We start from the raw sequence: 15673 nt of genomic DNA, 5'->3' as shown, positions 1-15673 counted from the left end.
CCCTCAGCCGTTCAGGATGCGTGCGGCCTCGGGGGCGAAATAGGTCAGCACGCCGTTGCAGCCGGCCCGCTTGAAGGTGATCAGGCTTTCCATCATCACCTTCTCGCCGTCCAGCCAGCCATTGGCTGCCGCGGCCTTGAGCATCGCATATTCGCCGCTGACCTGATAGGCGAAGGTGGGCACGCCGAAGCCGTCCTTCACCCGCCGGCAGATGTCCAGATAGGGCATCCCCGGCTTGACCATGACCATGTCGGCGCCCTCGTTCAGGTCGCGCTCGATCAGGCGCAGCGCCTCGTCCGAATTGGCCGGGTCCATCTGATAGGTGTTCTTGTCGCCGCTCAGCGCGCCGGAGGCGCCCACCGCGTCGCGGAAGGGCCCATAGAAGGCGCTGGCATATTTGGCCGAATAGCTCAGGATCGAGACATTGCGATGCCCCGCCTCCTCCAGCGCCCGGCGGATGGCGCCGATGCGCCCGTCCATCATGTCCGAAGGCCCGATGATGTCGGCGCCGGCCTCGGCCTGGGCCAGGGCCATCTTCACCAGCGCCTCGACCGTTTCGTCATTGACGATCTCGCCCTCGACCACGAAGCCGTCATGGCCGTTGATGTTGTAGGGGTCGAGCGCCACGTCGGTCATCACCGCAATCTCGGGCACCGCCTCCTTGATCGCCCGGATCGCCCGGTTCGACAGGTTGTCGGGGCTCCAGGCCATGGCGCAGTCCTCGGTGCGGTCCTCAAGCGCCGTGTAGGGGAAGATGCAGACCGCCGGGATGCTCAGATCGGCGGCCTCGCGGGCGGCGCGCACCACCCGATCGACGCTGCGTCGCACCACCCCGGGCATCGAGGGGACGGGCTCTTCCAGGTCGCGGCCGGCGCGCACGAAGAGCGGCCAGATCAGGTCGGCCGGCGATAGCGTGCTCTCGCGCACCAGCGCCCGGAGCGCGGGCGAGACGCGGGTGCGGCGCAGGCGAGCGGCGGGAAACGGGGCGACGGTGGGTTTCATGGGCGAGACTCCTTGAACATTCCGTTTCTGGGTGGCATGGAAAAACATCGCTCACAAGAGCATGAATGGCCGCGCCTTCCGGGCGGGCCGGAAAAGCCGGCAGGACCGTATCGGGACAGGGTTGAAGGGCAGGGCAGTTGGACTGGTATTCCTCGATTTTCGAACTGATCGACATGCGGTCCTTTTCCAACCTCTGGTACTGGATCGCGCTGGCGGTGACCTGGTCCTCGGCCAGCCACTGGGTGATGGGGGTGCCCTTCGACATGGTGCACCGGGCGCGCCGCGTCGGCGGCCAGGCCGAGGCCGACCTCGAGGATATCGCCCGGGTCAATGTCAACCGGCTGCTCTATATCGCGCGGGTGTCGGGGCTGTGGATCCTGGGGCTGGGATGTTTCGTGCTGTCCACGCTGGCCATGCTGGGGTTCTGGTATGGAATCGAATTCGCCCAGGCGGTGTTCCTGCTGGGCTTTCCCATGTCGCTCGTGGGGCTGCTGCAGCTGTCCACCGCCCGGCTGATCGAAACCGAACAGGCCACGGGCGAGCTGCTGCGCAGGCGCCTGACGCGCTGCCGGCTCTATACTCAGATGATCGGCACGGTGTCGATCTTCATCACCGCCCTGTGGGGCATGTACCAGAATCTGACCATCGGCGTGCTGGGCTGAGCGCCCGGGCGCCGGAAGGATCACGAATGAGCCCAACCGGACAGATTACCGTCGGCGGCGCGCCGGAAGGATTCGACGCCCGGCTGATCCTTGACGAGATCGCGCAGGCGGGCCGGCCGGTCTGCCATGTGGCACGCGACGACAAGCGGATGGCGGCCATGCGCGCGGCGCTGGCCTTCTTCGCCCCCGACATGCCGGTGCTCACCTTCCCCGGCTGGGACTGCCTGCCCTATGACCGGGTGTCGCCCAATCCCGAGATCTCGGCCGCCCGCATGGCGACGCTGGCGGCGCTGGTCCACCGGATGCCCGACCGTTTCGTGCTGCTCACCACCCTGAGCGCGGCCACCCAGCGCATCCCCGCCCGCGAAACCCTGCGCGAGGCCGCCTTCACCGCCCGGGTCGGCCGCCGCATCGACGAAGGCGCCCTGCGCGCCTATCTCGCGCGGATGGGTTTTGCCAAGGCCGCGACCGTGACCGAACCGGGCGACTACGCCATCCGCGGCGGCATCATCGACATCTACCCACCCGGCACCGGCGGCCCGGTCCGGCTGGATCTGTTCGGGGACGTGCTGGACGGGGCGCGCCGCTTCGACCCGGCCACCCAGCGCACCACCGAAAGGCTGGAGCTGGTGGAACTGGCCCCGGTCAGCGAGGTGATCCTGGACGAGGCCGCCATCCGCCGTTTCCGCCAGAACTACCGCATCGAATTCGGCGCCGCGGGAACCGACGACCCGCTGTACGAGGCGATCAGCGCCGGGCGCAAGTACCAGGGTGTCGAGCACTGGCTGCCCTTCTTTCACGACCGGCTGGAGACGCTGTTCGACTACCTGCCCGATGCAACGGTGACACTGGACGATCAGGTGACGCCGGCGCGGCTGGCGCGGTGGGAAGGCATCACCGACCAGTATGAAACCCGCCGCGAGGCCATACAGCACAAGGCGCGCATGGATACGGTCTACAAGCCGGTGCCGCCCGGCCTGCTGTATCTGGACGATGCGGCATGGGCGCAGGCGCTGGAGGGGCGCCGGGTGCTGCAGTTCCACCCGCTTCCGCAGGCCTCGGGGCCCGGCGTGATCGACGCAGGCGGGCGTATCGGGCGCAATTTCGCGCCCGAGCGCCAGCAGGAAAACATCAACCTGTTCAGCGCATTGGCAGATCATGTGAAGGCGCGACTTGAACATGGCCCGGTGGTGATCGCCTCCTATTCCGAGGGCGCGCGCGAGCGTCTTTCCGGCCTGATCGCGGATGAGGGTCTGGCCGGGGCCGTCCCCGTCCGCGACGCCTCGGCCATCGGCCGGGGCGGGCTGCATCTGGCGGTCTGGCCGCTTGAGCACGGGTTCGAGGCGCCCGGCCTCACGGTGATCTCTGAGCAGGACGTTCTGGGCGAGCGGCTGATCCGCAGCCCCCGCCGGCGGCGGCGGGCCGAGAACTTCCTGACCGAGGCGCAGGCGCTGACCCCCGGCGACCTGGTGGTGCATGTGGATCACGGCATCGGCCGCTATCGGGGGCTGGAGGTGGTCTCCGCCGCCGGTGCGGCCCATGAATGCCTGCATCTGGAATATGCCGAGGGCGCGCGACTCTATCTGCCGGTGGAAAATATCGAGCTGCTGTCCCGATACGGGCACGAGGAGGGGCTGCTCGACCGGCTGGGCGGCGGGGCGTGGCAGGCGCGCAAGGCGCGGCTGAAGGAACGCATCCGCGAGATGGCCGACCGGCTGATCCGGGTTGCAGCGGAACGCGCCTTGCGCAAGGCACCGGTGCTTGAACTCGAACGCCACGCATGGGAATCCTTCTGCGCGCGCTTTCCCTGGCAGGAGACCGACGATCAACTGCGTGCCATCGAGGACGTGCTGGACGATCTGGCCTCGGGGCAGCCCATGGACCGGCTGATCTGCGGCGACGTCGGGTTCGGCAAGACCGAGGTGGCCATGCGCGCGGCCTTCGTTGCCGCCATGGCCGGGGTGCAGGTGGCGGTGGTGGCGCCGACCACGCTGCTGGCGCGCCAGCATTTCGCCTCGTTTTCCGAGCGGTTCCGGGGATTCCCCATGACCGTCCGGCAGTTGTCGCGCTTCGTCCCGGACGCGCAGGCGCGCGAGACGCGCAAGGGGCTGGCCGACGGCACGGTGGATATCGTGATCGGGACCCATGCGCTTCTGGCCCGGGGGATCCGGTTCCGCAATCTCGGCCTGCTGGTGGTGGACGAGGAACAGCATTTCGGCGTCGCCCACAAGGAGCGGCTGAAGGCGTTGCGCTCGGACGTGCATGTGCTGACGCTGACCGCCACGCCGATCCCGCGGACTTTGCAGCTTTCGCTTTCGGGGGTGCGAGATCTCAGCATTATCGGCACGCCGCCGGTGGACCGGCTGGCGATCCGCACCTATGTCAGCGAATTCGATGCGGTGACCGTCCGCGAAGCGCTTTTGCGCGAACATTACCGTGGCGGGCAGAGTTTCTACGTGGTGCCGCGCATCTCGGACCTGCCCGAGATCGAGGAATTCCTGCGTGAACAGGTGCCCGAGGTCAGTTTCATCACCGCCCATGGCCAGATGCCGGCGGGAGAGCTGGATGCGCGCATGAACGCCTTTTACGACGGCAGATATGACGTGCTGCTGGCCACGACGATCATCGAATCGGGGCTGGACATACCGCGCGCGAACACCATGATCGTACATCGCGCCGACATGTTCGGGCTGGCCCAGCTTTACCAGATCCGGGGGCGGGTCGGGCGCTCCAAGACCCGTGCCTATGCCTATCTGACCACGAAACCGCGCACGCCGCTGACCCCGGCGGCGGAAAAGCGGCTGCGGGTGCTGGGCAGTCTCGACATGCTGGGGGCGGGGTTCACCCTTGCCAGTCAGGATCTGGACATTCGCGGCGCCGGCAATCTTCTGGGCGAGGAACAGTCGGGTCAGATGCGCGATGTGGGGTATGAACTCTACCAGTCGATGCTGGAAGAGGCGATTGCGAAGATCAAGGCGGGCGAGCTGGAGGGGCTTTCGGATGCCGACGACCAGTGGGCGCCGCAGATCAATCTTGGCGTGCCGGTGCTGATTCCGGAGGATTACGTTCCGGATCTGGACGTGCGCCTTGGCCTCTACCGGCGGCTTTCCGCCCTGCATACCAAGGTCGAGCTGGAAGGCTTTGCCGCCGAGCTGATCGACCGCTTCGGCAAGCTGCCGAAAGAGGTGAACACCCTGCTGCTGGTGGTGCGCATCAAGGACATGTGCAAGCGGGCCGGCATCGCGCGGCTCGATGGCGGGCCCAAGGGGGCGACCATACAGTTCCACAACGACAAGTTCGCCTCGCCCGCGGGGCTGGTGGAGTTCATCCAGGCGCAGGACGGGCTGGCGAAGGTCAAGGACAACAGGATTGTGGTGCGCCGTGACTGGCGCCGCGACAGCGACAGGATCAAGGGCGCCTTCGCCATCGCCCGGGACCTGGCCGAGAAGGTGGCGCAGGAACGCAGGCGGCAGAAGAAGGCGCGGGCCTGAGGCAGGTGAAGGCCTCAGCAGACGCGGTCCTTCGGCTCCCGCCCGGCGAAGAAGGCGTCGAGATTGTCCAGCGCCCGGAACCCCATCGCATCGCGGGTGCAGCGCGTGGCGCTGCCGATATGGGGCAGCATGAAGATGTTGTCATGGGCTGCGAAGGCGGGATTGCCGCCTGGTTCGGTGCGGAAGCAGTCCAGCCCCGCCGCCGCCAGGTGACCCGAGCGGATCGCTTCCAGCAGCGCGTCCTCGTCCACCAGCGCCCCGCGCGCGGTATTGACCAGCACCGCGCCCTCGGGCAGCTGCGCGATGCGCGCGGCGTTCATCAGCCCCTCGGTTTCCGGCGTGGCCGGGCAGTGCAGCGAAAGGAAGTCCGAAACCGGCAGCAGAGTGTCCAGGTTTTCGTGCCATATGGCGCCCTGTTCCTGTTCGGGCGGCAGCCGGCGGCGGTTGTGATAGTGGATCTCCATGCTCAGGCCGCGGGCATTGCGGGCCATGGCCCGTCCCACGCGCCCCATGCCGATGATGCCCAGCCGCGCCCCCGAGACCTGCTTGCCGACCATGAAGGCCGGCGACCAGCTGTCCCAGCGGCCTTCGCGCACCAGCCGGTCGCCCTCGATGGCGCGGCGCGCTGCCCCCAGCATCAGGAGCAGCGCCACCTCGGCGGTGGCGTCGGACAGCACGTCGGGGGTGTTGGTCACCACGATGCCGCGCGCCTTCAGCGCCGCGAGGTCGCAGTGATCGACCCCCACCGAGTGGTTGGCGATGATCTTCACCCGCTCCGACAGGCGAGCGGCCACATCGGCGTCGAAGATCTCCGAATGGCAGGGCAGGATGGCGTCGAAATCGCGGCTCATCTCGACGATCTCGTCCGCGCACCAGGTGCGGTCTTCCCAGTTGATGGTCGCGTCATAGTCGCGCGCGGCGCGCTCCAGCGTCGCGTCCGACAGGCGGCGGGTGATCCAGAGCCGGGGCTTTCCGGTCATGGCGGCCTATTTCCCGTTGCCCCGGGAATCCTTCTTCATCACCGCATCCTCCCAGAAGTCATAGACCGCCATCAGCAGCACGAAGATCGCGATGACCCAGAAGGGCAGCCCGCCCCAGAAGCCGGCGAATCCCGAGGTGATGCTTTCGGCCAGCCCGATGATGAAACCGATCAGTCCCAAGGTGGCAATGGCCGCGACGATGATGGTGCTCGCTCTGTCCAGCATGGGCCCACTCCTTTATTCGTTCATATCACTCTGTTGCAGCGACGTCAGCAGCCAGTTGGCAGTGCGCATCAGCCGGTCGTCCTCTTCGGCGCCGCCGATCAGCTGCACCCCCACCGGCAGGCCGTTTTCTCCCACCAGCAGCGGCAGGTTCACCGCCGGCAGGCCGCACAGCGACCACAGCGTGCAGAAGATCGGATCGCCGGTGCCGTCCTCGAAAGGCGGGGCCTCGCCGGTGGCGGCGGGCGCGATGATCGCGTCGTAATCCTTGAAGAAGCCGCCAAAGAAGGCCTCGGCACTGGCCTTTACCTGCAGCGCCTCCTCATAGGCGTCGGCAGGAATTTCCCGGGCCCGCTCCAGCGCCTCGCGCAGCTGCGGCGAAAGCCGGTCGCGGTTTTCGGCGAAGAACTTTTCGTGCCGGTGCAGGATCTCGTAGTCCTGGATGGTCCGGTGCACGCCCACCAGCGCGGTCAGCTTTTCGTGCGGCGGCAGGCGGTCCACCTGATGGCCGAGCGCTTCGACGACTTCCTCGAGCCCCGCCCGGGCATCCTCGTCCAGCCGCGCGTGCCAGGGCATCTCGAGAAAGGCGAAGGCGGGTTCTACCGGAGCCTCGGCGCGGCAGCCCGCCAGCATTTTCGGCCGCGGGCGGGGGTATGAGGCCGGATCGGACGGATCGTAGATGGCCAGCGCATCGGCCAGCGCCGCCGCGTCTTCGAGGCTGCGCGCGAACACGCCGATCTGGTCGAGCGTGGCCGACATTTCCCATACGCCCCGGCGCGGGATCACGCCGCGGGTGGGCTTGAAACCGAAGGTGCCGCAGAAGGCGGCGGGGCGGATGACCGAGCCGTTGGTCTGCGTGCCCACCGCCAGCGGCACGTGGCTGGCCGCCACCGCCGCGGCCGAGCCCGAGGACGACCCCCCCGGTGTGCGCGAGGGATCATGCGGGTTGCGGGTCCCGGCCGGGGCCATGAAGGCCAGCTCGGTGGTCACGGTCTTGCCCATGATCACCGCCCCCCCCTCGCGCAGCCGATCGACCACCGCCGCATCCGCCGGCGGCCTGCGCCCGGCGAAGATCTCCGTGCCGCATTCGGTGGGCATGTCGCGGGTATCGATGATGTCCTTGAGCCCCACCGGAAGCCCGTGCAGGGCGCCGATGGGTCGGCCGGCCTTGCGGATCGCGTCGGCCTCGCGTGCCTGTTTCAGCGCCCCCTCGGGGTCGAGATGAGCCCAGGCGCGGATCGTCCCGTCGGTCGCCTCGATCCGCTTGAGGCATGCAGAGACCAGTTCCTCCGAGGAAAGCAGCCCCTCGCGCATCAGCGCCAGCGCCTCCAGCGCGCCGAGTTCTTCGGGAGGGGTTGGCCTGCGATCATGCATCACTGGACATATTCCCCGAACAGGTAGTCAGGCAGCCACAGCGCGATGCCGGGGAACTGGTAGAGCATCACCATCGACAGGATCACGATCCCGAGATAGGGCATGATGCCGCGGAAGATGTCCATCAGCTCCACCTCTTTCTTCAGCACCCCCTTGAGGTAATAGGCCGACATGGCCATGGGCGGGGTCAGGAACGAGGTCTGCAGGTTCAGTGCGATCAGCATGGCGAAGAAATACGGGTTGATGCCGAAGATTTCGAGCATCGGCAGAAAGATCGGCACGAAGATCACCAGGATTTCCGACCATTCCAGCGGCCAGCCGAGGAAGAAGATGATCAGCTGCGCGATCACCAGGAACTGCCAGGGCTTGAGATCCATCGACAGCACCCAGTCCTTGATGACGTCGTGCCCGCCGAGATAGGAGAACACGCTGGCAAAGGTCCACGAACCCACGAACAGCCAGCACACCATGGCCGTGGCCTTGGCGGTCAGGAAGACGCTTTCCTTCACCTTCTTCCAGGTGAGCGAGCGATACATCGCTGCCAGCACCAGCCCGCCCAGCGCGCCCATGGCCGCCGCTTCCGCCGGGGTGGCCAGCCCGCCCAGGATCGAACCCAGCACCAGCATGATCAGCACCGTCAGCGGCACGAAGGAGATCAGCAGATCCAGATAGATCTGACGCGGCGGAGGCACGTCCTCCTGGCGCGGCTTGGGCGCGATTCCGGGCTGGAAATAGACCCGGATGATCACATAGGCGATGTAGAGCCCGGCCAGCATCAGCCCCGGGAACATGGCCGCGGCGTAGAGGCGCAGCGGCGACAGCTCGGCAATCGCCGCATAGACGATCAGCATGATCGAGGGCGGGATCAGGATGCCCAGCGTGCCGCCCGCACAGATCACGCCCGAAGCGAATTTCTTGTTGTAGCCGGCATTGGCCATGGCCGGAAACGCCAGCAGGCCCATCAGCGTCACCACCGCGCCGACGATGCCGGAGGCGGTCGAGAACACCGCGCAGGTGATCAGCGCCGCGATCGCCATCGAACCGGGCAGGTTGCGCGCCGCCATCTGCAGCGAATAGAACAGCCGGTTCACGATGTTGGCCCGTTCCACCACGTAGCCCATGAACAAAAACAGCGGGATGGCGACCAGGGTGTCGTTCTCCATCACCGAATAGGTGTTCTGGTTCAGCAGATAGAAGATCTGGTTGTCGAAGATCTCGGCGAAGGTCTCGGGTGAGTGCCAGTAGGCGTAGTAGCCGAAGCCCACGCCCATCGCCAGCAGGGTGAAGGCGATCGGAAAGCCCAGCAACACGAGCCCGATGAACAAGGTGAGCATCAGAATGGCAACTTGGGGATCTGTCATGTCAGTCTCGCTGTCCCGTATTTCTTGACCCGTATCGGGATCAGTGCTGCGAATGTTTCTTCGCTTCGAGTTCGTGTTCCTGGATGTCCATGAGGATGTCTTCGGTCTCCTTCACGTCATCCAGCCGGTCCGGCCACTTGCCGGTGCGCATGGCGATCCAGCAGCGCGCCAGTTCCGCCAGTCCCTGCAGGATCAGCAATCCGCCGGCGACCGGGATCAGGGTCTTGAAGTAGTAGACCTGAATGCGCGCGGGGCTGTTCCAGCTGACCTCCTTGTAGCGCCAGCTGTCGGCGGCGATTTCCCAGCCGAACCAGAACAGCGCCAGCATGCCGGGGAAGAAGAAGATCAGGTACAGGAAGAAATCCAGCCGCGCCTGCCATTTCACCGAAAACAGGCGATAGAGCACGTCGCCGCGCACATGGCTGTCCTGTGCCAGAGCGTATGGCCCCGCCATCAGGAACAGCGCGCCATACATCTGCACCATCATGTCGAAGGCCCAGACCGTGGGCGCATTCAGCACGTAGCGCACGAAAACCTCGTAGGATACCGAAAGCGTCAGGATCAGGATGGTCCAGCCGAATGCCCGCCCCACCCAGATGCTCAGCCCCTCGATCGTGTAGATGAACCTGTTCACGGCCGTTCCCCGCTGAAACCTTGTCAGAAACCGGGGGCCGGCTCCGGCCCCCGGAAGTGTCATTGCGCCTGCAATTGGCCCGGCGTCAGCCGAAGTAGTGCTTGTAGGCCAGCTTGTAGTCGGGCTGGTTGAGGTTCAGATAGCCCATGACTTCCTTGGCATAGGCCTTCTGGCTTTCGATCACCTTGGCGAAGAACGGATCTTCGTTGGCGATCCGCTCGACTACCTTGTCCCAGGCCTTCAGCTGGGCCGCCATCACGCTGTCCGGCGTGCGGTGCACCTTGACGCCGCTTTCCTCCTGGAGACGGACGAGATCCTCGGCATAGCGCTTGGTGTTGTTCCAGTAGAAGTTGGAATTCTCGGCCTCCGAGGCATAGCGGATGATCGACTGCAGTTCCGCAGGAAGCTTGTTGAACTTCTTCTTGTTGAAGGTGATCTCGAAGAACTCCTGGGACTGGTGGAACGAGGCCAGCATGTAGTGCTTGGCCACGTCCTGCATGCCGAAGTCGCGGTCCGAGGTGGGGTTGTTGAACTCGGCCGCGTCGATCAGGCCCGACTTCATCGCCGGCTGGATCTCGCCGCCGGGCAGCTGCACCACCGACAGGCCCATCTCCAGCATCACGTCGGCCGCAAGGCCCACGGTGCGGTACTTCATGCCGTTCATCTGGCTGACGTCCTTGATCTCTTCCTTGAACCAGCCCAGCGGCTGCGCCGGCATCGGAGAGTTGAAGAAGGACACCACGTTCAGGCCCAGCTTGTCCATCAGCTCGTTGAACAGCTCCATGCCGCCGCCGTAATGGACCCAGCCAAGCACCTCCTGGCTCGACCAGCCGAAGCAGGGGCCGGTGCCAAAGAGCGAGGCGGTCTTGGACTTGGAATACCAGTAGGCGGGTACGTAATGAGCCGCGTCCAGCACGCCGCGATGCACCGCGTCCTGCATCTGGCTGGTCTTCACGACCGCGCCGACCGGCAGCAGCTCGATCTTGAGCGCCCCGCCGGCCATGTCGTTCACGCGCTTGACGTAGGACTGCGCATTTTCAAGGAAAATGCCGCCACCCCAGGCCGCCTGCATCTTGAGCACGATCGGCTTGGACTGGGCGAGTGCCGGGGCCGCAAGGGCGCTGGCACCGGCCGCGATGGCGCTGCCCTTCAGGAATTTCCTGCGATTGAGCATCTTGTTCATCTTGTCTCCTCCCAAAATGTCGGCGCATTGCCGACGTCAGATTCACGCGCAAACCATTTGCGGGTGAAAACCAGTCGGCACCGTGCCTGCTGCACGCGGTGCCGCATGTCCTGATCGCGAGACGTCCCCCCCGAGTTCCCCTCCCGGTCACTCTTGCATTCACTTCATCAAGACGGTCCAGACCTGTCAAGATTTTGGCGAATGCTTCCCCGGTCCGGCCGGGCTCTGGCCCGTGTTCGGTGGCGTTGCCCGACCCAGGGTGGTGGTCTCTCGCAGTGATTTCGTTCCTCCGTTCTGCGTTTCCTTCTCAGAATTCCTGTATCACCGCCCGGCCGGTTTTCTCGGCCAGCGCCACCACCCGGCTGGCCACGGCCAGATCCTGAAGCGCCACGCCCGTGCCGTCGAAAAGCGTGATCTCGTCGGCGGATCTGCGGCCCGGATGGGTGCCGTTGATGACGTCTCCGATGGGGCGGATGTCGTCCTCGCGCTTGAGCCCCTGTCCCACCGCGTGCTGGCATTCGCCGATGCTGACGGCCTGGGCCACCTCGTCGGTGAACACGCTGGCGCGGGCGACGAGGGCGGCATCGACCTCCTGCTTGCCCACGGTATCGGTGCCCATGCAGGCGATGTGGGTGCCGGGGCGGACCATGTCGGCCATAAGGGTGGGCGCGAAGCTGGAGGTGATGGTGATGATCACGTCCGCCCGCGCGCCCAGCTCGTCCGGTTCCACCGCCTCGAAGGGCAGGCCGATCTCGGCCGCCGTGTCGGCCAGGCGCGAGAGCATCTCGGGGTGGTAGTTCCAGCCGATGACGCGTTCGAAATCGCGCTGCTCGGCCGCGGCCCGCATCTGGAAGGCCGACTGGTGACCGGCCCCGATCATCCCCAGCACCTTCGCGTCGGGCCGGGCAAGATGGCGGATCGACACGGCGCTGGCCGCGGCGGTGCGCAGCGCGGTGAGGTAGTTGCCCCCCACCACCGCGTGCAGCCGCCCGGTGTCGGGGTCGAACAGGAACACGGTGGACTGGTGATTGGTCAGGCCGCGGGCCTCGTTGCCGGGCCAGTAGCCGCCCGACTTCAGCCCCAGCACCAGCCCGGCCCGGTCGAAGCCGGACTTGAAGCCGTAGATGGCGTCGGCATGGCCGATGTCCTCGCGGATGACCGGGAAGTTGCAGGCGTCGCCGCGGGCCATGGCCGCGAACACGGCCTCTACCGCGTCGAAGGCCGCCTTGCGGTCGATCAGCTCGGGCACGGTGGATTCGGGAACGATGATCATGGTCAGAACGCCTTGCCGCGGGCCGAGACCGGCCAGACCACCTCGACCTTGCCGTTCCGCACGCCCACATACCAGTCATGCACGTTGCAGGTGGGGTCGCAGTGGCCGGGCACCAGGCGCAGCTTCTCGTTGACCTTGAGAACGCCTTTGGGGTCCATGATCACCCCGTGCTCGTCCGAGCATTTCACGTATTCCACGTCATCGCGCCCGAAGACCACCGGCAGGCCGCTGTCCACCGACTGCGCCTTGAGCCCGGCATCCACGACCGCCTTGTCGGGCTTGGCGTGGCTCATCACCTGGGTGAGCAGGAACAGCGCGTTCTCGAACTCGGTTTCGTCGATGCGCTTGCCGTCCTTGTCGAGGATGCGGCCATAGTCGGCATCCATGAAGGCGTAGGAGCCGCACTGCAGCTCGTTGTAGACGCCCGAGGTGCCCTCGAAATAGTAGCTGCCGGTGCCGCCGCCGCCGACGATGTCGCATTCCAGCCCCACCGCGCGCAGCCCCTCGACCGCATCGCGTACCATGGCCACGGCGATGTCGATCTTCTCCTTGCGGTCGTAGTAGTTTTCAAGGTGCTGCATGGCGCCCTGATAGGCCTGGATGCCGGAGAACTTCAGCCCTGCTGCCGCGTCGATGGCGCGGGCGATCTCGACCACCTCGGGGGTGGTGGTCACCCCGCAGCGCCCGGCGCCGCAGTCGATCTCGACCAGGCACTCGATCTCGGTGCCATGTTTCTGCGCCGCCGCCGACAGGTCGGCCACGTTGTTCACGTCGTCCACGCAGACCAGCGTGCGCGCGCCCAGCTTCGGCAGGCGGGCCAGGCGGTCGATCTTGGCCGGGTCGGTCACCTGGTTGGACACCAGGATGTCGGTGATGCCGCCGCGGGCGAAGACCTCGGCCTCGGAGACCTTCTGGCAGCAGATGCCGCAGGCGCCGCCGATCTCGTGCTGCAGCTTCGCCACGTCCACCGACTTGTGCATCTTGCCATGCACCCGCAGGCGCACGCCCATCTCGGCCGCCAGCCGGCCCATCTTGCGGATGTTGCGCTCCAGCGCGTCGAGATCGAGCACCAGGCAGGGGGTCTGGATGTCGGCCTCGTCCATCCCCGGCAGGGCGGGGATGTCGTAGCCCACCTCGTAGCCGTCAAGTTTCGACTCTGCATTCATGGTTCTTCTCCCTCACGCCTTCTGCCAGGGCAGCCTGTCGAGATCGACATTGCCGCCGGTGATGATGACGCCCACGCGCTTGCCGGCGAAGACGTCCCGGTTCTTCAGGATCGTGGCCAGGGGCACCGCCGAGGAGGGCTCCATCACGATCTTCATGCGCTGCCAGATCAGGCGCATGGCGTCGATGATCTCCTGCTCGGATGCGGTGTGGATGTCGGTCACGAAATTGCGCACGAAATGCCAGGTCAGATCCTTCAGCGGCACCTTGAGCCCGTCGGCCACCGTCTGCGGCGCGTCATCGGCGATGATGTGCCCGGCGCGGAAGCTGCGCGCCGCATCGTCGGCCTGTTCGGGCTCGGCCGCATAGATCTTCACCTCCGGCGCCAGGTTGGACAGCGTCAGGCAGGTGCCCGACACCATGCCGCCGCCGCCGATGGGGGCGACCACGGCCTCCAGCCCCTCGACCTGCTCGATCAGCTCCATCGAGCAGGTGGCCTGCCCGGCGATCACCCGCGGATCGTTGTAGGGGTGGACGAATTCGGCCCCCGTCTCGGCCTGGACGCGGGCGAAGACCTCTTCGCGCGACGAGGTGGAGGGTTCGCATTCGGTGATGATCCCGCCATAGCCGCGCACGGCATCCTTCTTGGCCTGCGGCGCGGTGCGCGGCATGACCACGTAGCAGGGTATGCCGCGCCGGCCGGCCGCGTAGGACAGGCACAGCGCGTGGTTGCCGGAGGAGTGGGTGGCAACGCCCTTTTCCAGCTTGTCCTCGGGCAGGCCGAACACCGCGTTGCAGGCCCCGCGCGCCTTGAAGGCGCCGGCCTTCTGGAAATTCTCGCACTTGAAGAACAGCTGCGCGCCGGTCAGCTCGTTCATGAAGCTGCTGGTGAAAACCGGCGTGCGGTGGATATGGGGGGTGATGCGCGCGCGCGCGGCCAGAGCATCGTCGAAGGAAGGTATGTTCATCGCGTCCTCCATCATCCACCGGCCCGGTAATGGGCCTGCGCCGCGGCAACGCCGGAACCGGGGGTCACGTCCACGCCGAAATCGGCCATAGCCATTTCCGCCACCGCGATGCCGCACAGCGCCATTGCCTCGCTCATCATCCCCAGGTGCCCGATGCGGAACACCCGCCCCGCAACATCGCCCAGCCCCGCTCCGAAGGCGGTGCCGTAGCGGTCCGCCGCATGGGCGACCATCCTGTTGCCGTCGATGCCTTCGGGCAGGACGATGGCGGTCACGCTGTCCGAATACAGATCCGGGCTGGCCGCACAGATCGGCAGCCCCCAGGCGCGCACCGCCGCGCGCACGCCCTCGGCGATGTGGTGGTGGCGGGCAAAGACGTTGTCCAGCCCCTCCTCCAGCAGCATCCGCGCCGCCAGCGCCAGCCCGTTGAGCAGCCCTACCGGCGGGGTATAGGGGTAGCCCGCCGTCGGGTAGCCCGCGAGCATGTCGCGGAAATCGAAGAAAAAGCGGGGCAGGCGGGCGCCTTCCATCGCCTCCAGCGCCTTCGGGCTGATGCCGACGATGGCCAGCCCCGCAGGCAGCATGAAGCCCTTCTGCGAGCCGGTCAGCGCCAGATCCACCCCCCATTCGTCCATGCGGAAATCCATCGAGCCGATGGAACTGACCCCGTCCACCATCAGCAGCGCCGGGTGGCCGGCCGCATCCATCGCCCGGCGCAGGGCGGCAATGTCGCTGCGCACGCCGGTGGCGGTCTCGTTGTGGGTGGCCAGAACCGCCTTGATCGCGTGGCCGGTATCGGCCTGCAACACGGCGGCGAATTCGTCCACTGGAAGCCCCTCGCCCCAGGGGCGGGAAATCACCTCGACCTCCAGCCCGTGGCGGCGGCACATGTCGATCCACTTGCGGCTGAACATGCCGAAATCGGCGGCAAGCACCCGGTCGCCGGGGCTGAGCGTGTTGGAAATCGCCGCCTCCCAGCCGCCGGTTCCGGTGGCCGGGAAGATCACCACCTTGCCGGCTTCGGTCTTCAGCACCTGCCGCACCGTATCCAGCGCCGGCGCCAGGATGTCCGCAAATCGCGCCGACCGGTGATCCAGCGTGGGAAGGTCGCACGCCTTGCGGATGCGGTCGGGGATATTCGTCGGTCCCGGAATGAAAACGGGGTTCTGGTCGGACATCTGCGCCTCGGTCTGGAAGTGTCGACTCAAAGGTTACGGAGGGTAAGGGGTGTTTTCAATTTTTTCGAAAAACTTTTTCGCATCACGCAAAATTGAATTTTTCTGTTTGCACTCATCAGGTTATGGTTTTTCTGCAGGCGAAAAAGTTTTTCTTCAACTCTGCTGCAGAAAGGAATGACCC

The 15673-nt window shown here is 66.1% G+C and carries 13 protein-coding genes; 2 read left to right on the top strand and 11 right to left on the bottom strand.

The window, feature by feature from the left end:
• Positions 1 to 3: 3 nt before the first annotated feature.
• Positions 4 to 1002, bottom strand: a complete 999-nt coding sequence (gene hemB, locus ACZ5CM_RS07835) for a porphobilinogen synthase (RefSeq protein ID WP_464642395.1) — start codon at positions 1000 to 1002, stop codon at positions 4 to 6.
• Positions 1003 to 1139: 137 nt separating this feature from the next.
• On the opposite strand from hemB, the gene ACZ5CM_RS07830 reads away from it, so the two are divergent.
• Both ACZ5CM_RS07830 and mfd read left to right on the top strand, forming a co-directional pair.
• A complete protein-coding gene (locus ACZ5CM_RS07830; protein WP_464642393.1) occupies positions 1140 to 1664 on the top strand; it encodes a component of SufBCD complex in 525 nt (174 codons plus the stop codon).
• Positions 1665 to 1690: 26 nt separating this feature from the next.
• Positions 1691 to 5155 (top strand): transcription-repair coupling factor, encoded by a 3465-nt coding sequence (gene mfd / locus ACZ5CM_RS07825; RefSeq protein ID WP_464642392.1) that lies wholly within the window; start codon positions 1691 to 1693, stop codon positions 5153 to 5155.
• A 14-nt stretch (positions 5156 to 5169) separates the two neighbouring features.
• On the opposite strand, the gene ACZ5CM_RS07820 is transcribed toward mfd, so the two are convergent.
• From ACZ5CM_RS07820 to bhcA, 10 genes are all read right to left on the bottom strand, one after another.
• Positions 5170 to 6135 (bottom strand): 2-hydroxyacid dehydrogenase, encoded by a 966-nt coding sequence (locus ACZ5CM_RS07820; protein ID WP_464642390.1) that lies wholly within the window; start codon positions 6133 to 6135, stop codon positions 5170 to 5172.
• 6 nt (positions 6136 to 6141) lie between these two features.
• Positions 6142 to 6360, bottom strand: coding sequence for a hypothetical protein (locus ACZ5CM_RS07815; RefSeq protein WP_464642388.1), 219 nt, complete (start codon positions 6358 to 6360; stop codon positions 6142 to 6144).
• A 12-nt stretch (positions 6361 to 6372) separates the two neighbouring features.
• Positions 6373 to 7731, bottom strand: a complete 1359-nt coding sequence (locus ACZ5CM_RS07810) for an amidase (protein WP_464642535.1) — start codon at positions 7729 to 7731, stop codon at positions 6373 to 6375.
• Entirely contained in the window at positions 7731 to 9092 is a 1362-nt protein-coding gene (locus tag ACZ5CM_RS07805; protein WP_464642386.1) for a TRAP transporter large permease, read from the bottom strand. The genes ACZ5CM_RS07810 and ACZ5CM_RS07805 overlap by 1 nt, the downstream gene beginning before the upstream one ends.
• Positions 9093 to 9132: 40 nt before the next feature.
• Entirely contained in the window at positions 9133 to 9726 is a 594-nt protein-coding gene (locus ACZ5CM_RS07800; protein WP_464642384.1) for a TRAP transporter small permease subunit, read from the bottom strand.
• Between the two features lie 85 nt (positions 9727 to 9811).
• On the bottom strand, positions 9812 to 10909 hold the full coding sequence (locus ACZ5CM_RS07795) for a TRAP transporter substrate-binding protein (protein ID WP_464642382.1): 1098 nt from the start codon (positions 10907 to 10909) through the stop codon (positions 9812 to 9814).
• A gap of 307 nt (positions 10910 to 11216) precedes the next feature.
• Positions 11217 to 12182, bottom strand: coding sequence for an iminosuccinate reductase BhcD (gene bhcD, locus ACZ5CM_RS07790; protein WP_464642380.1), 966 nt, complete (start codon positions 12180 to 12182; stop codon positions 11217 to 11219).
• A gap of 2 nt (positions 12183 to 12184) precedes the next feature.
• On the bottom strand, positions 12185 to 13348 hold the full coding sequence (bhcC, locus tag ACZ5CM_RS07785) for a 3-hydroxy-D-aspartate aldolase BhcC (RefSeq protein ID WP_464642378.1): 1164 nt from the start codon (positions 13346 to 13348) through the stop codon (positions 12185 to 12187).
• 12 nt (positions 13349 to 13360) lie between these two features.
• The gene (gene bhcB / locus ACZ5CM_RS07780) at positions 13361 to 14326 is read right to left on the bottom strand and encodes a beta-hydroxyaspartate dehydratase BhcB (RefSeq protein ID WP_464642533.1); all 966 of its coding nucleotides are present in this window, start codon (positions 14324 to 14326) and stop codon (positions 13361 to 13363) included.
• Entirely contained in the window at positions 14326 to 15492 is a 1167-nt protein-coding gene (gene bhcA, locus ACZ5CM_RS07775; RefSeq protein ID WP_464642376.1) for an L-aspartate--glyoxylate aminotransferase BhcA, read from the bottom strand. Before bhcA ends, bhcB begins: the two co-directional genes overlap by 1 nt.
• Positions 15493 to 15673: the final 181 nt, after the last annotated feature.

The organism is Piezobacter thermophilus (assembly GCF_055386745.1).
Note: the sequence above shows the minus strand (reverse complement) of the source record. Positions and strands in the feature narration are given on the sequence as shown.